We start from the raw sequence: 16,259 nt of genomic DNA on the forward strand, positions 1-16,259 counted from the left end.
TTACTCCATGTCCATAGCCAGTTGATAAGCCAAGATGCGCTCTTTCTGCTCTGGGGCAGAATCAATGTGCTGTTTTACTTTGTCTCGGGCCGTAGAAAGCGCTGAGTAGGCGAGCTGGTGGCCCTGTTTTAACTTTGCGAGTTCAGCCTCGAGAACAGAGGAGTGAGGAATGGTTCTGTACGCAAGCAAAATTGGGCGCAGCTGCAAATCCAGCTGCTTTACTGCCTGCCAGTTTTCATCCCGGGTGGCAGCTTGCAGCTGGTTTGCTAGCTGGCGCAACGTCTGAGGCGAGACCTTAGGCATGCTTACCAAACCCTTCCCAGCCTTCACGAATATTGCTCATGATGCGCTCTACATTGCTGATACGCTCGTTGTCGTTGTTGACGCTCGCCTGGTACAGCTCGATTTGTGAAAAGTCGTAAAGATCGTGCAGGTTAGCAGCAATTTCACCGCCATTGGTAAGATCTAAGGCGCTATCAAGACCCATTATGATATTCATACATCTATTGATCCCAGCCCCTTTTTCAGCCAGGCGCTTGGCATCGATGTGGCCTTTGATGCGAGTAAGCTCATCGAGCAGACCGTCAATCAGCATCAGCACCAACTGGTGAGGATTGGCAGAGGCTGCTTGGGCATCGAGGTCAACTTGTTGGTATGAGTTAAAGCCAGAATCTTGCATTAACATAGGGTACTCCTGTACTAGGCGAACAGACTGCCGGTCTGGTTCATTTGAGTCATTAGGCTGTTCATTTGGGTAAATTGCGCCAGATAACGGTCGTAAGACATCTGATACTTACGCTCGAGAGTGGCTTGTTTGTCATCGATGCGGGAAATGTTCTGCTGTAGCGCATCCTTACGGGTTTTGAACAAGCCGTTTGAGAATTTAAGGAAAGGGTCGATAGCCTGATCAAGGGAGTCGAATAAGTTGCCGTCACCATTGAACATGGCTTCTAGCGATGAGCTGCCATTAGCCTGAGCAGCTTCAAAACGTTCGGTATCGAGCTCCAGCTTGCCTTCACGGTTGATACTCAGACCGACTTCCATCAGGCTCTTGCCGTTGTATTGGGTGCGGAGCAAGTTGCTTAACTGGCTTTCGACAGAGCGTACGGTCGGATCACTAGCCAGTACGCCGCGCTGCTGATCCTCAGAGCCTGAGCCGGTAAGTCCATCAATGGTCGATACCAGGTTGTTATAAGCATCGATGAAGGCATTTAGCTGTTCTTTGGTCGCTTCCTGGTCTGCGCCTATGGTTAACCCTACCGGTTGCTCACCAGCGGCCTGGGCTTTAGTCACGGTGATATCGACACCTGTAATGACATCTGAAAAGGTGTTGGAACTGCTTGTTAGTGCCAGGCCAGAGCCCTGCGCGCCAAGCCAGATTTTCGCATCCTGGGGAGTGCTGATATCCGTGAGGTTGGTGAAAGCGTCTTCAAACCATGCTTGCCCTGTTCCGGATGCACTGACGTTGATAGTGTTGGCAACGCCCGTATCCGTACTGGACAGCATAAAGTGGGTTTCGCCATTGGCACGTACAAGGGTGGCGTTGATGCCCGGATTGGTGCTGTCATTGTTAATGGCCGCTGCGAGTTCGGTCAGAGTGGCTGTGCCGTCGCCGTCTGTATCAACGGTAGAGAGGTCGATTGACATAGCCTCACCGTTAAGAGTGAAATCGAGCGTGCCTGTTGTCGGGATTTGGGTATCGGCAGTAGTGCCTGCTGGCATACCGGTCGATACTTGGTGCGCAGTGGCAACCTGTTCGACAAAGATCTGGTAGCTTCCATTGAGTGCACTGGCATCCACATTGGCGGTAAAGTTGCCTTCCTGCGACAGGGTTGCGGTGTTTTTGATCACGCTCGCAGTTGCACTGTTCATTTTATCGATTACGGTGCGGAACTCACGCAGGGCAGTCTCGACTTTCCCCAACGCCGAAAGCTGGCTTTGGTACTTGTCGGCCTGTAATTGATAACGTTGCTGAAATGGTTGTACATCAAACGTGGCTAACTGGGTTGCCATGGTGATTGGGTCCATCATACTCATTGCAGAACTCCTTCTTAATAGTCTTCTTACTGGCAAGTTACGTGCCAGTTTGAAATGTCATGTAACTCATTAAAATATTAAGGTTTTGTTTGGTTTTTCATTAGCTTGCGGAAGAGGCTCTTCCGCCTGTTACTTCCGCTTGGCATTTCCGCTATTCCGATGGTTCAGAGCGATAGGCTATTCACGGAAGCTAGTTAAATAAGGCGACGGAATAGTGGGGAAATTAATCCTGATCGAGATAAACAGAAGGGCGGATGTATAGAAAAAGCCTCCGTGATGGAGGCTTTATGGAGTGGTTGGCTAAGCTTTGTTACAGCTTGATTAGCGAAGCAGCGACATTGCCATACCAGGTAGCTGATTGGTTTGAGACAGTACGCTAGTACCTGCCTGCATCAGCATCTGGTTCTTGGTCATGTTCGAAGATTCAACTGCAAAGTCAGTATCCATGATACGGCCTTTAGAAGCTGTAGTATTTTCAACCATGTTGCCAAGGTTAGTAATTGTATGCTCAAGGCGGTTGATGTTGGCACCTAGTGCAGAACGCGCATCACCAATTTCTTTCAGAAGACCAGCATCGCCGCTAGCACCTTTCAGTGTTGTCAGTGCAGTTTGTGCACCCGCAGCTGTGCTGATGTCACCCAGTGCGAAAGCACCTGCAGCGCCAACAGTGGTGTTGATTGCTCCCACTTCGGTCGAGACGTCAACAGCAAGCTGGTCACCTGCGTTGGTACCAATCTGGAAGTTAACCGCAGCTGCACCGAAGGCACCGGCTGCATTTAGAAGATCTTTACCACCGAAGTTGGTCGATTCAAGAATGTTGACTAGCTCTTCGTTAAGCTGCTGGAACTCTTTGTTTAGTGCCACACCGTCAGCAGGGGTTACCGAGCCGTTTGATGCCTGGGTTGCCAGGTCATTCATTCGGTATACGATGTTGGTCATTTCATCCATCGCACCTTCAGCTGTCTGCATCATTGAGATACCGTCCTGGGCGTTTCGCATCGCTGTAGACATACCACGCGTTTGAATCTCTAGACGGTTAGCTATCTGAAGACCTGCAGCATCATCGGCAGCCGAATTAACGCGGAAACCCGTACTTAGGCGTTCCATTGCTGTATTCAATAAGTTCGATGTGTTGTTCAGTGTATTTTGAGTTACTAAAGAAGCGTAATTCGTATGCATCGATAGAGCCATGATAGTTCTCCTATTTGTCCATCTTTCAGAATGTTTCCTGCTCGATGTAATAAGGCGGACGTGTTTCTGAAAACATTAATTAAAAAAGACAAAAATTTTCATTAATATTTTAAGTGTTTGAAACCAAACGGATTGTTTTGGTTTGCATGGTTCTTGGTATGTCACTTATATAACCGAAGTAGTAACTGGCACCTAATAATTTAAACTGGTTAAGATCTTTTTGAGTCGCAACTCTTCCAGCAATGAATTTTATATTGTTTTTACGAACAAAGTGAACGATAGGAATAAGACCCTCCTTCATTTCCTTTGTCTCTAATGGTTGGGAAACTTTAATTGCATCTGGAGTGCATTGTTCCAGAAAATCGAGGTACTCGGAGGGGGTATATATATCAACCCATAGGCTTGTCGCCTTGTTCCTGAGCGAGGCGATATTGCTTGATAGACTGAGTTGATCCAAGTTTCCGGTATGCAGTTGGACACACGGTGTAATGTGCGAAAGGGCATCTCTGTGGTAGTAGAAAATCTGTTGCAAGAACGCTTGCCCTAAAGGCCAGTTGAGGGTTTCTGCCTTGATAGGTACCACCAGGCTGCTGATCATATCCGGGTGAAATATCTCGAGCTGAAAACTAATATGCTTGACGGCCAAATACAGACTGTACATATCGAGGCAAAATGTCATTTGCCGTGAGAGATCAAAGCTATACACACTTTGCTCGCTGTTGCCGCCAAACCGCAGTGTCAGGTGCTGATACTTCACCTCATTGGTCTGGGCGTTTCGGATAGCCTGACATACATGACGAATATCATTGGACTGAAATGCATCAAGAATGATCGCATCGTCTTTTGTTCTTGTCAGCGAAGGAACTAGGTTCGTCACAAAGTTATACAGAGCGTCATGGGTTGTTAATCTATCCAAGGTTACCTACCACATTGATTTGCTTGTTTTCTGGCACTTCGTTGTAAGACAGCACCGCCAGCCCCTGCGCGAAGGTACGGGCATATCGTGATAATAGCGGTCGGAGTTGTGGCATCACCAGCAAGACAGGGGCCAGGCCTTGTTGCTTCAACTGCTGTTTCACAACGGGCAGGTTCTGCTGGAACTGATTGAGGATATTGGGTTCAATCGGGAAGCTATCGAGCATTACGGGTCCGCTTGCCTGAGCTTGCTGCAGCGACGTTATCAGCATTTGCTCCAGTTCGTCCGATAGGGCATAGACATTTAGCTCCTTGCGGTCGCCGTTAATCAGGTTAACCAGGGTACGGCGTAGGCTGCAACGCACATCGGCGGCAATCAGAATCGGATCTTTGGTGTTTTCGGCACTTTCAAGCATGGTGTTGGCGATGGTGCGAATATCTTTCAGTGGAACCTGATCAAGAAGCAGCTGGCGGTACACTTTTAGCTGTTGGCCGGCATGTAGCGCAGTACCCAATGCCTCGGCCAGCTTGGGAGCCTGCTGGGCAAGACGCTGGTTTAATAGTTCGACGTCATCGTGGGTGAACAGCTCCGAAAGTTGGGTTTTCATGATTTTGCTTAAGTGAGTCGCAATGACTGTCGCATCATCGACCACTTGGTACCCCATGTTCAGAGCCTTGGCTTTGTCATCGTGCTGGATCCATACTGCAGGTAACTGGTAGGCAGGATCATTGCCTAAAATGCCGTCGACCTCACCATAAGTTTCACCCACGGCAATCGCCATCAGACGCTCGGGCTCGATAAACCCTTGTTCGATGATTTCGCCATGAACAGATATTGTATACTGGTTGGGCTTTAGGCTGAGGTTGTCGCGGATGTTAACTTCTGGAAGCAGATAACCGACTTGCTCAGAAAGGTTTTTCCTCACTCCACGAATACGTTGGGACAGCGGGGCACCTTGGTCTTTGTTGACCAGGTGAACAAGCCGAAAACCGAGTGCCAGTGATAAGCTGTGTACATGGGGAATGTCATCCCAAGTTAGTTGCTGCTCACTTTCTTGCTGCATAGCTTCGCTGAGGGCATGCACTTCTTCAAGTGGGTCATCGCGGTTTGGAGCCTTCAACTGGCGCCAGCCTGCAAAGACAAGGACAGCAGCAAATGAGAAGAAAGCCAGATGCGGCATGCCCGGTACCAGACCGATGATGAGCATGACACTCGCGACTGTAAATAAAGTGGCCGGAGAGGCAAGCAGCTGGCTTTGCATGGCCTGAGCCATATCATCATCGCTGTCATTAATGCGGGTGACGATGATTGCGGCAGAGGTAGCCAACAGCAGTGAAGGGATTTGGGCAACCAGGCCATCACCAATTGTCAGCAGAGCATAGGTCTTGAAGGCTTCAGACGCCGCCAGTCCGTGTTCAAAGACACCAATGCTGATCCCGCCGATGATATTGATAAATAAGATAAGAAGGCCGGCAATGGCATCACCTCGCACAAACTTTGAGGCACCGTCCATCGAGCCATAGAAATCGGCTTCATTGGCAACCTCCCGGCGGCGAAGCTTAGCTTTATCCTGGTCAATCAGCCCGGCATTAAGGTCGGCATCGATTGCCATTTGCTTGCCTGGCAGGGCATCGAGGGTAAAGCGGGCGGCCACTTCAGAAATTCGTTCCCCACCTTTGGTGATCACGACAAAGTTGATGATCATTAGGATCACGAAAATGACCATACCCACGACATAGTTGCCGCCAATCACAACTTCCCCGAAGGACTGGATGACTTTACCTGCTGCATCTCCCCCGTTATGCCCTTCTAAAAGTACGACACGGGTCGAGGCGACATTCAATGTCAGGCGCATTAATGTTGCGACCAGCAAAATAGTCGGGAAGACAGAGAAATCCAGCGGTCTTTTGGCCGTGGTACTGACGAGCAAAACCAGCACAGCGAGTACAATATTAAACGTAAACAGCGCATCAAGCAGGATCGGTGGCAGGGGCAAAATGACCATTGCCAGGATCATTAACAGGACAATGGGGATGCCGACAAATCCTTTAGTGGAGTGTTTGAGGTTATTTAGCCAATTAAGCATGCGTTGTCCTTCTTGCTGCTATAAATGCCTTTGCATAGTGCAAATGTCTTGTTGTTCATTATTTCAATCAATGTTGTAAGTGTTTTGGTATTGCAAACGAGGGCAGGGGGGGCGGTTGCTCTCCCTGGCCTTTACGAAAAGATTTCAGTTGGAGAACATAAGTGAGAACGTGTGCGACCGCGGTATATAGCTGGCTGGGTACGGCCTGCTCTAGTTGCGTTGTGTGATATATGGCGCGGGTGAGCGGTGGTGAACTCAGAATCTCCACCTGGCTTTCACGAGCAATTCGCTGGATATGCTGTGCGGTTTCATCTATGCCTTTCGCTACCACAAACGGGGCATCTGACAGCGACGGATCATATTTGATCGCTACCGCGTAATGAGTCGGATTGACAATCACAACATCCGCCTGAGGCACGGTTTTTTCGATCTTACGGCGTGCAAATTGCTGTTGGATCTGGCGAATTCGTTGTTTAACTTCAGGACGACCTTCGTTGTTCTTGTACTCTTCTTTGAGCTCTTGCTTGCTCATCTTGAGCTGCCTAAGGTGCTCCCATCGCTGATAGGGAATATCTACCAGTCCGAATAGCAACAGCGCGATCCCCATTAACAGCACTCCCTCAAACAATATCCGCATGATCATCACCACGCCTTGTTTCAGCGGCAGGCTTTGCATACCAAGAAGTTGTGCGAGGTTGTTATCAAGGTAGTAATAAAGCAATGAGAGAATAACTACGACTTTGAGCGATGATTTTACCAGCTCGACTAATGAGCGAGTGGAGATGATGCGCTTCATCCCAGAGATTGGGCTAATTTTGGAGAGCTTCGGCATGACGCTGGCGGGGTGGAATATCCACCCACCCAGTACTAGGCTGCTGCCAATGGTAGCAACCAAGATCACCAAAAACAGGGGCAACAGGAGCTCAATGATGATGGCAAGGCTATTTCCAAGGTGTTCGATAGCTTGCCAGGGGTTGGCTAGATCGGCCCGGGTGATGCTCATATTAAAAGTGAACACACCTGTGATGCTTTGCCAGATGCTGTCAAGCTGGGTATAGAAAAATAGCGCTACAATCAGAAAAATAACGGCAGTGGTAAAATCCTTGGCACGGGGGATCTGTCCTTCCTGACGGGCTTTTTTAACTTTCTGGGGGGACGCTTTTTCTGTTTTATCCTGTGCTGAGTTGTCGCTCATAGCCCCCCCATAGAATAATGTCGCAGTTGCTCCAAGGTGGTGTGGACCAGTTCGGTATAGCGCCCCGGAACACCACTCACCGAGAGTAGTACGCTGAATAATCCCAGCAGCATGGTCATCGGGAAGCCTAGCGCATAGACATTTAGGCTGGGAGCTGCACGGTTCATTACACCAAAGCTGATGTTGGCCAGTAACATTGAGACAATAGCCGGAAGTGCCAGTGCCAGGGCTGAAGCAAACATCCAGCCAAACATGTTCACCACAAGCTGCAGCGATGGAACGGATAATCCGGAACCCACAGGCCAGACAGAAAAACTTTGCACCAAAATATCAATGACCAGAAGATGACCTTCGAGCGCCAGAAACAACAGGGTGGAGAAAACTAAAAACATTCGGCCCAGAATAGCCACTGACATTCCATTGACCGGGTCGTTCATCACCGCCATCCCCAGCCCCATTTGCAACGAGACGATTTGCCCGAGCATGGTAAGCACTGAAAATAGCAAATGAATGATGAGGCCGAAGAAAATTCCCCATATTGCTTGTTCTAAAGCCAGGAATAAAGCCGTGAAAGATAACAAATCGACCGCTGGCATAACTGGCATTAATGGAGCGGTGATCACTACCAGAGAGAGTACCAGCAGTGCACGAACCCATACCGGGATGAGGGCATCGCCGAAAAATGGCATAGCCAGCATTGCAGCCCCCATACGAAAGAAGGGCCACCAAAGTTGACCGAGCCAAGTAGAGATTTCGGCAAAGGTGACATTCATTAACCGATCATCCCCGGTATGTTGTGAAACAAGTAATCAAACAGTTCCATTATTTTTCTTAGCATCCAGTGACCCGCAAAGATAACCATCAGGAAAGTGACCAGTAAGCGGGGCAGAAAGCTCAGGGTTTGTTCATTGATCTGGGTGGCAGCCTGAAATACAGCAATAATCAGACCGACTAACAGGCCGGGGATCACCAGCACGATTACGATGCTGATGATAGTCCAGATGGCGTTGGAGAAGAGGGTAACGGCAAGTTCAGGTGTCATAATGATGCTCCCTGCTACCCAAAACTGGCGGACAGGGTACCGACCGTCATAGCCCAGCCATCAACAAGCACGAAGACCACCAACTTGAACGGCAGCGAAATGATCAGTGGTGACAGCATCATCATCCCCATTGCCATCAATACACTGGCTACGACCAAATCAATGATTAGAAACGGGATAAATAGCATAAAGCCGATCTGAAAGGCTGTCTTAAGCTCGCTGATCACAAAGGCAGGCAGCACTATCGCGAAGGAAATATCTTCGGCTTTCAGATCCAGCGGCTCGTTGGCGATCCGCAACATTTGTTCGAGCGAGTTTTGCTGGGTTTGACTTAACATGAACTCACGCACTGGTTTTTCTGCCACAGAGAAAGCCTGCATCAGGGTGATTTCACCGTTGTCATAGGGCATGAATGCATTGTCATAGACGTCGCTCCAGACTGGGCGCATGATCAGAATCGTTAGTGAAAGGGCAATTCCGACCATCACTCGGTTAGGGGGGCTTTGCTGTAGCCCCAGCGCTTGGCGAAGTATTGCCAATACAATGATGATTCGGGTAAAGCTGGTGGCCATTAACAGGAAGGCTGGAAGAAAGCTCAGAGCGGTCATCAGCAGCAGGATCTGCAGCTTAACACTGTATTCCTGTTCGCTTTGCCCGTCTGTAACAGTCAGGAATGATAAGCCGCCATTGTCGGCGGCATAGGTTGGAAAGCTAGCCAGTGCGGCTAGCACTCCGACCCCCAAGATGACACGCCAAGCCAACGTCATGAACCGTGGAAATACCATGTCTAGCTGCCTACCGAATTTAGCGGGGAGTCGACAATATCGATCAGGCGCAGACCATACTTTTCGTTTACTACCACTACTTCGGCATGGCCCATCAGTGAACCGTTTACTTTGACGTCCAGCGGTTCGCCGTTTAATTTATCTAACTCGATAACACAACCCTCACCAGCCTTCATTAGCTCGCCAAGCGAGATCTCTGTGCTCGATACCTCCAACGTCACAGTGACAGGAATTTTCTTGAAAAAGCTTAGGTCACGTACAGGGATATCAGGAGTAAAGGGAATATCTGACTTTGGCTCGAGTTGCTCGAGGTGCAAATCATCAAAGTTCAGATCATCGGTATCGAAAGTACTCTGGTCAGTTATATCGCTCATCAGTGTTAATCCTTAAGGTCTTTCAGTATCAGGACGAGTTGGTTGTTTTGCTCAGCCACTCGTCCATTGAATAAGTGTTCTTGCCCAATGCTGACAGGTACATTGGATAGTAAATCGATGTTGATGATGTCATTTGGCTGTAGGTTCAATACCTGATCAAGTGGCATTTTCTTACGGCACAGTACGGCGTTCATTTTTACGGGGGTTCTGCTCAATGCATCAGCAAACTTGGCTTGAATGGGCTCTTGGGAATCAACAACCAGCTCATCAATCAGAGTCTGAATCAAGATTGCATCCAGTTCGATAAGGAGCTCACCGCTCGTATTGCCATGTTTGATGATAAAAGTGGCTTGTAATCCTATTTCATCGCTGAAAGAGGCTTCAGTACTTTGCCACATGTTTTCAGGAGCGATATAGCTGGCAACGAGCTGTCCCATGCGCTGCTGAAGCCGACTGTCACTACTGGTTACGGTACAAGCCGCATCGACTTGCCGGTGTATAGCAGCGGCGTAAAAGTGATCAGAGAGGTTAAGCAGGATATTCTGAGCTATTGAGGCTCGAAGTAACCCTTGATGCTGGTGGCTGAATGTTGATGCCATATGTGCATGAGGTTGATTATTGCACTTATGTAGCTCAATACCTTTATATTCAAGAGAAATATCAACACTTGATATCCATCTTTGTAACTTCAGACATAAAGATGAAGAAGCCTGATCTAGAATCGTGTTTAACTCATCTCGAATTGAATGTATAGGTTTGCCTAAGAGCTCAACATTCAATGTAGGGCATTTTTTATGACTTTCCATTTCAGTTAACTTCATTTTGTATATTCACATGCCGATATGAAACCACTTTATAACCTAAGCTTTGCTTGTTGATATAAATATAAGTTGTAAGCTTGAGGATGTAGTCTACCCTGATATTTTTATGAGTTTTAATCTAATTAATGCAAATGTGTGATATTAGTCCACATGTTGTTTTTTAATTACAATATATGGTTTTCATATATATAAATAAGTGTAACTTTTAATGGCGCAACGGAAGTTGCTTATTGTTCGCAATATATGAAATCGATTTACTCTGTTGTTTTTATTCATTTTTTTGATTCTCCCTAGTTTTGAATTGTGTTCATTTAAAGGCGTCAAGTAAATGTCAGGGAAGTGTCAAATATATATCGATTCTCTGTTTTGCTTTATTTTAGAAGTTTTTATTAGGTGGTTTTATCACCGTAATGAAAGCTAAGTAACCATTATATAATAATTCCCTAAAAGAATATGAAGATAGTGAGCAAAGAGAGGGTGCTCATGCGTATTATGACTTGTAATAAAAGTGTAATATTGCTTTTTACCTTTAATGTTGGCTTGGTAAATGCGCAAAATATATCCGTTCCGATGGATTTGGTTAAATGGGAATATAAAGGCGACCATTTTCAGTGTTTATTAAATAAAAATGTAAATAAATTTGGGCAGGTTACTTTTAGAGCTGAACCTAATAATAAACTGGTATTACAAGTGCGAAGTTACCAGTTGCCCAAACACTATAAAACAGCCCGTTTGTATAAGCTCGATTCACCTTGGGAACAACCGGAGCAGGCTGTGACCGTTGGTGGTGAAGGGGCATGGTTGTCCGCGCATGAATTTGTGTTTAACGACTCGATTGATGAGTTATTACAAGCTATTTCACGAGGGGCGTGGATGAAGTTATCTGTTTCATCGCCTACTCAGCAGGATGCATTTACTGTCCAGTTACCTAGTGTTCGTATCACGGAGCCGCTTAATGCCTTCAATCGGTGCCGTTCTGCGTTGCCAGCGATGTCTTACGAGCAAGCGAGAGACTTGGTTCTGGCTTTTGACCTGGGGCAACGGGTCGCGACGTCAGATCAAAGAGCCTCTCTTAAGCAATTGGCTGAATATATTAAGTTAGACCAAGGCGTTCAAAAAGTGTTGATTGATGGGCATACCGATAACGTCGGGTCATCGCTGGCTAATCTCCAGATCTCTAGGGTAAGGGCTGATGATGTTGCCAGTTTTCTTGAAGAAGCTGGAGTGAGAGCCTCGATAATTCAGGTTCGCTCCCACGGTTCTCGCTACCCTGTTGCAAGCAATGCGTCAGAAAAAGGTAAGGCGAAGAACCGTCGGGTTACCATCAGGGTGATCCGTGGCGGGTCAATAACGAACAGTAAGGTTCAGTAATGTTCCATAAATATATTCAACTTATCGAACCAGATTTGAACATTGCCAGAAAGGTTACAGCGGTATTAGAGCAGGCGGGCTATCAAGTCAGCCATGCTACGTCTGGGCGTTCAGGTTTACATGATCAAAGAGCTGCAATTACCTTGGTGAGCTCGACATTGCCTGATATCAGCTTGACAGAATGGATCAAGAGCAATCAGCAGTTAAGCGGAAACAAAGGGCGTGTAGCGATTGCGATTGTTGAGCAAGATGAAGGTTTGCTCGCAGCCGATGCAATGAAAGCGGGAGCGACAGATTATTTGTTACGCCCCTTTGAAGCTGATCAATTGTTGAGTTTACTCCATCGCGTTGATGCACTTGAACAACCGATGGCAAATATTGTTGCAGAGTCGTGGCGCAGCAAGCAGATCCTGCAGTTGGCACATCGTGCTGCCTGTACTAATGCCAGTGTCCTGATTACCGGTGAGTCAGGTACGGGGAAGGAAGTGCTCGCACGCTATGTCCACCAGCAGTCCCATCGAAGTGAGCAGCCGTTTATTGCCGTAAACTGTGCCGCAATCCCGGAGTCTATGCTTGAAGCCGTTCTTTTTGGTCATATGAAAGGGGCATTTACCGGGGCAACGCAAACACAGACAGGAAAGTTTGAAGAAGCCAACGGCGGTACGATCTTACTGGACGAGATCGCCGAAATGTCGCCGTCATTGCAAGCAAAGCTGTTGCGTGTGTTACAGGAGCGCGAAGTCGAGAAAATAGGCAGCCATAAAGCCATTCCGCTAGATATTCGTGTGGTAGCGGCGACCAATAAAGACTTGCGAGTGGCAGTTCAGGAGGGGACGTTTCGCGAAGATCTTTATTATCGTCTGGATGTATTGCCATTGCATTGGCCGCCGTTGCGTGAACGTGTTGAAGATATTCTGCCTTTGAGTCAGTTCTTCATTAATAAGTACCAGGAAATGAGTACCTGTCAGTTATCTGCAGATGCCAAGGCTGCATTATCTCAGTACCACTGGCCTGGCAACATTCGTGAGCTTGAGAATGTTATACAGCGCGCACTGGTTATGCGTCATGGTGATTTTATTACCGCACAAGATCTGATGTTACCCATCGATTCGTCAAAAGTGCAGACAATGGCGAAGCCTGTTGTCGATAACGGCCATATCGAAGCAAAGAAAATGGCTGAATTTCAATACATTCTTGACGTCTTAAAGCAGTTTGGTGGCAACCGAACCCGGACTGCTAAGGCCTTGGGAGTAACGACTCGCGGTTTACGTTATAAGTTGGCAGCTATGCGTGAGCAGGGCATTGATTTACAGGCAGAGCTGGGATCCGCCGCTTAAAAGGAGAAACAATATGGCAAATAATTCAATGACTCAATTGGTTTCCTCTGAACAGCTAATGCTGGAAAAAATGCAGAATATGCAACATCGGATACAAGCCGATTTTGTGGTGTCAGAGAACCCGATTGACCAGCAGGTTGGGGCTTCCCAGCTCAATCCTCCTTTGTCCTTCGCGGGTGCGATGCACAAGGTACTGAATGTGGTAAATAGCCATCAATCAGAAGCCAGTGCCAAAATGACAGCGGTGGAAACTGGAAAAAGCGACGATTTAGTCGGTGCCATGATTGCTAGCCAGAAGGCCAGTTTGTCGTTTTCTGCGCTGATGCAGGTGAGAAACAAAGTGGTCATGTCGTTTGAAGATATTATGAAGATGCCGGTGTAAATTATGTCTGAAATTATCTCTCAACCAATATCGGCGGGTACCGGCGACAACACTATGGACTCGTTGACTGAGCGAGCCAGGCATTTTTGGTATAGCAGCCAGCGTAACCTTGTGCTCTCAGCGGTGCTGGCGGCGATTGTTGCGGCCATCATTGTCGTGGCGTTATGGAGCTCGACCCAAAATTACCGCCCGCTTTATAGCCAGCAAGAACGTTTCGATACTGGTGAAATTATCTCTGTTCTGGAAACCGAGGGGATCCCTTACCGCCTGCAAGAGGAAAACGGTCAGGTGTTGGTCGGCGAAGGCGAGGTAGCACGCATTCGGATGCTGTTGGCGGCCAAAGGGGTAAAAGCCAAACTGCCTACTGGGCTGGACTCCCTGAAAGATGACTCCTCGCTGGGTACGAGCCAGTTCATGGAGACAGCGCGTTATCGCCATGGTCTGGAAGGCGAGTTGGTACGTACTATTATCGCCCTTAATGCAGTCACTAATGCCCGGGTGCACTTGGCAATCCCTCGCCAGACGTTGTTTGTTCGTCAAAATAGCGAAGCGCCGTCAGCTTCGGTGATGGTAGAGCTGAAACCGGGTGAAGATCTAAAAACAGAACAAGTTGAAGCCATTATTAACCTGGTCACCGGCAGTGTAACAGCGATGAAGCCTGAGAATGTGTCGGTGGTTGATCAGTATGGACGTTTGTTAAGTGCTGAGATTGGTGCTTCTGAAGTTGGCAAGGTGAATGCCAAGTATCTTGATTACCAGAAAAATTTTGAAAAGCAGGTGATTCAGCGTGCCGCGGATATGCTTACCCCTATTGTCGGGCCAAGTAATTTCCGGGTTCAGGTCGCAGCAGATCTTGATTTCAGTCGTACCAAGGAGACACAGGAAATTATTGACTCGACGCCGGTAGTCAGAAGCGAGCACAGTATTCAAAACAACTCCATTGATAAGATTGCTCTGGGAGTACCAGGATCGCTGAGTAACAAACCACCTGTGGTAGAAGAGCCCGAAACACAAGACAGCAAAAATACTACAGAGCGTTCAGAAATTAACCGTCAGTATGCCCTAGGAACGAGCGTTCGCCAGACTCAATATCAGCAGGGACAGCTGAGGAAGCTGACCGTCTCAGTATTGTTGAACTCAGCTGCAGCGCCCAATGGCGGTGTCTGGACTGATGCAGAGAAGCAGCAAATTACAACCATGGTATCAGATGCTGTCGGTATTTCCGCTGCTCGAGGTGACAATCTGAGCTTGATGAGTTTTAACTTTACGCCAGTCGAGATTGAAACCCCACCAGCGATCCCTTGGTGGCAAGATCCTACTATTCAGCAGCCGATCCGTTATGTGATTGGAGGTATTCTCGGGCTGTCGATGATCTTTTTTGTATTGCGTCCGCTAATCAATCACCTGATGGGGATCGACCGGAGAAAAGAAGAGCTGGAGTTTGCGCCGCCAGAAGAAGATGAAGACTACGACAGTAACCTTCAGACCCGTGCCGAGCGTGAGCATGAGAAAGTACTCGACAGACGGCTTGCTGATAAAGGCATCGATGTCAATAGCTCGGCATTGGATACGAACCACGAACTCTTACCGCCTCCGGGATCACCATTGGAAATTCAGCTCAAGCATTTGCAGCTGATTGCCAATGAAGAGCCAGAACGGGTAGCAGAAGTACTGAAACAATGGGTGAATGTGAATGAACAGCACGTACACAACGAAAATGTCTGAATCAGCCAAGCTTAATACTGTCGAGAAAACGGCGCTGGTGCTGTTGGGAATGGGGGAAGAAGCCGCTTCTCAGGTGTTGCAGCATTTTAGCCGTGACGAAGTACAGCGCGTTACTCATTCCATGGCAAAACTGAGCGGCATCAAGAGTGATAATGCGAAAGAGATTATTCAGCACTTCTTTGATGATTTTAGGGAACACAGTGGTATCCGCGGGGCATCCAAGGAATACTTGTCGAATACTCTGCGCAAAGCCTTGGGGAATGATTTGGCCAAAGGGCTATTAAATAACATTTATGGTGATGAGCTAAGGAATAATATGCAACGTTTGCAGTGGGTGGATGCAGAGGTGCTGGCAAAGTATATCAGCCAGGAACACCCCCAGATGCAGGCTATATTTTTAGCGTATTTACCAGCTGAAAGCTCCTCGGATGTTTTAGCAAAAATGCCGCCGGACTATCATGATGAGCTGATTTATCGTATTGCTCGTTTGCAGGAGATTGACCATGAAGTCGCTAAAGATCTCAATGAGCTCATCGAACGTTGTATCGACCACATTTCGATGACCCAAAGTGCACCGATTTCAGGTGCTAAGCAGGCGGCCGATATTATCAACCGCTTTGAAGGGAATCGCGGCCAGTTGATGGAGTTACTGAAGCTGCATGATGAAAGTGTAGTGAAAGAAATTGAAGAAAATATGTTTGACTTCATGGTACTTGGTCGCCAGCACGAAGCTACCATGGTTCGACTTGTGCAGGAAGTCCCGATTAGCATGTGGGCTTTGGCTTTAAAAGGATCAGAGATCAGTTTGCAGCAAGCAATAAAGCGCTCGATGCCGCAGCGTATGGTGAAAACTTTAGAAGATGAGATGGCAGTACGGGGCGCAGTCGCGATCAGCCAGGTCGAAAAGACGCGTCAGGATATCATGCAGGTTGTCCGCGAGCTTTCCGACAATGGCGATATTGAGTTGTTGCTATATCAGGAACCTACTGTGGAGTAG

General features: G+C 47.8%; 17 protein-coding genes. 5 read left to right on the forward strand and 12 right to left on the reverse strand.

All coding sequences use genetic code 11. From position 1 onward, the window contains the following. The 12 genes from BIT28_RS06360 to BIT28_RS06415 all read right to left on the reverse strand — a co-directional run bounded on the left by BIT28_RS06360 (nucleotide 1) and on the right by BIT28_RS06415 (nucleotide 10,447). Complete coding sequence (locus BIT28_RS06360) at nucleotides 1–303, reverse strand: hypothetical protein (RefSeq protein ID WP_083651749.1); 303 nt, start codon at nucleotides 301–303, stop codon at nucleotides 1–3. Beyond that, the gene (fliS, locus tag BIT28_RS06365) at nucleotides 296–685 is read right to left on the reverse strand and encodes a flagellar export chaperone FliS (RefSeq protein ID WP_075762807.1); all 390 of its coding nucleotides are present in this window, start codon (nucleotides 683–685) and stop codon (nucleotides 296–298) included. The genes BIT28_RS06360 and fliS overlap by 8 nt, the downstream gene beginning before the upstream one ends. 14 nt (nucleotides 686–699) lie before the next feature. Beyond that, nucleotides 700–2,037: a flagellar filament capping protein FliD gene (fliD, locus tag BIT28_RS06370; protein WP_075762808.1), complete on the reverse strand. Its 1,338-nt coding sequence runs from the start codon at nucleotides 2,035–2,037 to the stop codon at nucleotides 700–702. Between the two features lie 321 nt (nucleotides 2,038–2,358). Next, on the reverse strand, nucleotides 2,359–3,228 hold the full coding sequence (lafA, locus tag BIT28_RS06375; RefSeq protein WP_075762809.1) for a lateral flagellin LafA: 870 nt from the start codon (nucleotides 3,226–3,228) through the stop codon (nucleotides 2,359–2,361). Nucleotides 3,229–3,337: 109 nt separating this feature from the next. Continuing rightward, entirely contained in the window at nucleotides 3,338–4,144 is an 807-nt protein-coding gene (locus tag BIT28_RS06380) for an EAL domain-containing protein (protein ID WP_075762810.1), read from the reverse strand. Continuing rightward, nucleotides 4,137–6,230: a flagellar biosynthesis protein FlhA gene (flhA, locus tag BIT28_RS06385; RefSeq protein ID WP_075762811.1), complete on the reverse strand. Its 2,094-nt coding sequence runs from the start codon at nucleotides 6,228–6,230 to the stop codon at nucleotides 4,137–4,139. Before flhA ends, BIT28_RS06380 begins: the two co-directional genes overlap by 8 nt. A 67-nt stretch (nucleotides 6,231–6,297) precedes the next feature. Further along, nucleotides 6,298–7,425 (reverse strand): flagellar biosynthesis protein FlhB, encoded by a 1,128-nt coding sequence (gene flhB / locus BIT28_RS06390; RefSeq protein WP_075762812.1) that lies wholly within the window; start codon nucleotides 7,423–7,425, stop codon nucleotides 6,298–6,300. Continuing rightward, nucleotides 7,422–8,198 (reverse strand): flagellar biosynthetic protein FliR, encoded by a 777-nt coding sequence (gene fliR / locus BIT28_RS06395; protein ID WP_075762813.1) that lies wholly within the window; start codon nucleotides 8,196–8,198, stop codon nucleotides 7,422–7,424. The genes flhB and fliR overlap by 4 nt, the downstream gene beginning before the upstream one ends. Further along, nucleotides 8,198–8,467: a flagellar biosynthesis protein FliQ gene (fliQ, locus tag BIT28_RS06400; RefSeq protein ID WP_075762814.1), complete on the reverse strand. Its 270-nt coding sequence runs from the start codon at nucleotides 8,465–8,467 to the stop codon at nucleotides 8,198–8,200. The genes fliR and fliQ overlap by 1 nt, the downstream gene beginning before the upstream one ends. Before the next feature lie 14 nt (nucleotides 8,468–8,481). After that, nucleotides 8,482–9,234, reverse strand: a complete 753-nt coding sequence (fliP, locus tag BIT28_RS06405; RefSeq protein ID WP_075762838.1) for a flagellar type III secretion system pore protein FliP — start codon at nucleotides 9,232–9,234, stop codon at nucleotides 8,482–8,484. A gap of 20 nt (nucleotides 9,235–9,254) precedes the next feature. Then, nucleotides 9,255–9,626: a flagellar motor switch protein FliN gene (fliN, locus tag BIT28_RS06410; protein ID WP_075762815.1), complete on the reverse strand. Its 372-nt coding sequence runs from the start codon at nucleotides 9,624–9,626 to the stop codon at nucleotides 9,255–9,257. A gap of 5 nt (nucleotides 9,627–9,631) precedes the next feature. Then, nucleotides 9,632–10,447 carry a FliM/FliN family flagellar motor switch protein gene (locus tag BIT28_RS06415; protein WP_075762816.1) on the reverse strand — a complete coding sequence of 272 codons (816 nt, stop codon included), beginning with the start codon at nucleotides 10,445–10,447 and terminating at the stop codon, nucleotides 9,632–9,634. A 570-nt stretch (nucleotides 10,448–11,017) separates the two neighbouring features. On the opposite strand from BIT28_RS06415, the gene BIT28_RS06420 reads away from it, so the two are divergent. Genes BIT28_RS06420 through BIT28_RS06440 form a run of 5 tightly spaced genes read left to right on the forward strand, consistent with a single transcriptional unit; the run spans nucleotide 11,018 to nucleotide 16,259 of the window. Next, nucleotides 11,018–11,818, forward strand: a complete 801-nt coding sequence (locus BIT28_RS06420) for a MotY family protein (RefSeq protein WP_245823660.1) — start codon at nucleotides 11,018–11,020, stop codon at nucleotides 11,816–11,818. Next, nucleotides 11,818–13,155 carry a sigma-54-dependent transcriptional regulator gene (locus BIT28_RS06425; RefSeq protein WP_075762817.1) on the forward strand — a complete coding sequence of 446 codons (1,338 nt, stop codon included), beginning with the start codon at nucleotides 11,818–11,820 and terminating at the stop codon, nucleotides 13,153–13,155. Before BIT28_RS06420 ends, BIT28_RS06425 begins: the two co-directional genes overlap by 1 nt. Nucleotides 13,156–13,168: 13 nt before the next feature. After that, nucleotides 13,169–13,537, forward strand: coding sequence for a flagellar hook-basal body complex protein FliE (gene fliE / locus BIT28_RS06430; protein WP_075762818.1), 369 nt, complete (start codon nucleotides 13,169–13,171; stop codon nucleotides 13,535–13,537). Nucleotides 13,538–13,540: 3 nt separating this feature from the next. Beyond that, nucleotides 13,541–15,262, forward strand: coding sequence for a flagellar basal-body MS-ring/collar protein FliF (gene fliF / locus BIT28_RS06435; RefSeq protein ID WP_075762819.1), 1,722 nt, complete (start codon nucleotides 13,541–13,543; stop codon nucleotides 15,260–15,262). Further along, complete coding sequence (locus BIT28_RS06440) at nucleotides 15,231–16,259, forward strand: flagellar motor switch protein FliG (RefSeq protein WP_075762820.1); 1,029 nt, start codon at nucleotides 15,231–15,233, stop codon at nucleotides 16,257–16,259. Before fliF ends, BIT28_RS06440 begins: the two co-directional genes overlap by 32 nt.

It is taken from the genome of Photobacterium proteolyticum (assembly GCF_001939735.1).
In the GTDB taxonomy this organism is placed as follows: Bacteria; Pseudomonadota; Gammaproteobacteria; order Enterobacterales; family Vibrionaceae; genus Photobacterium; species Photobacterium proteolyticum.

Bases quoted from the DNA above. Each gene is read 5' to 3' on its own strand.
- BIT28_RS06360 (WP_083651749.1), bottom strand. From the start codon at position 303: ATGCCTAAGGTCTCGCCTCAGACGTTGCGCCAGCTAGCAAACCAGCTG.
- fliS (WP_075762807.1), bottom strand. From the start codon at position 685: ATGTTAATGCAAGATTCTGGCTTTAACTCATACCAACAAGTTGACCTC.
- fliD (WP_075762808.1), bottom strand. From the start codon at position 2,037: ATGAGTATGATGGACCCAATCACCATGGCAACCCAGTTAGCCACGTTT.
- lafA (WP_075762809.1), bottom strand. From the start codon at position 3,228: ATGGCTCTATCGATGCATACGAATTACGCTTCTTTAGTAACTCAAAAT.
- flhA (WP_075762811.1), bottom strand. From the start codon at position 6,230: ATGCTTAATTGGCTAAATAACCTCAAACACTCCACTAAAGGATTTGTC.
- flhB (WP_075762812.1), bottom strand. From the start codon at position 7,425: ATGAGCGACAACTCAGCACAGGATAAAACAGAAAAAGCGTCCCCCCAG.
- fliR (WP_075762813.1), bottom strand. From the start codon at position 8,198: ATGAATGTCACCTTTGCCGAAATCTCTACTTGGCTCGGTCAACTTTGG.
- fliQ (WP_075762814.1), bottom strand. From the start codon at position 8,467: ATGACACCTGAACTTGCCGTTACCCTCTTCTCCAACGCCATCTGGACT.
- fliP (WP_075762838.1), bottom strand. From the start codon at position 9,234: ATGACGTTGGCTTGGCGTGTCATCTTGGGGGTCGGAGTGCTAGCCGCA.
- fliN (WP_075762815.1), bottom strand. From the start codon at position 9,626: ATGAGCGATATAACTGACCAGAGTACTTTCGATACCGATGATCTGAAC.
- BIT28_RS06415 (WP_075762816.1), bottom strand. From the start codon at position 10,447: ATGAAGTTAACTGAAATGGAAAGTCATAAAAAATGCCCTACATTGAAT.
- BIT28_RS06420 (WP_245823660.1), top strand. From the start codon at position 11,018: ATGGATTTGGTTAAATGGGAATATAAAGGCGACCATTTTCAGTGTTTA.
- BIT28_RS06425 (WP_075762817.1), top strand. From the start codon at position 11,818: ATGTTCCATAAATATATTCAACTTATCGAACCAGATTTGAACATTGCC.
- fliE (WP_075762818.1), top strand. From the start codon at position 13,169: ATGGCAAATAATTCAATGACTCAATTGGTTTCCTCTGAACAGCTAATG.
- fliF (WP_075762819.1), top strand. From the start codon at position 13,541: ATGTCTGAAATTATCTCTCAACCAATATCGGCGGGTACCGGCGACAAC.
- BIT28_RS06440 (WP_075762820.1), top strand. From the start codon at position 15,231: ATGAACAGCACGTACACAACGAAAATGTCTGAATCAGCCAAGCTTAAT.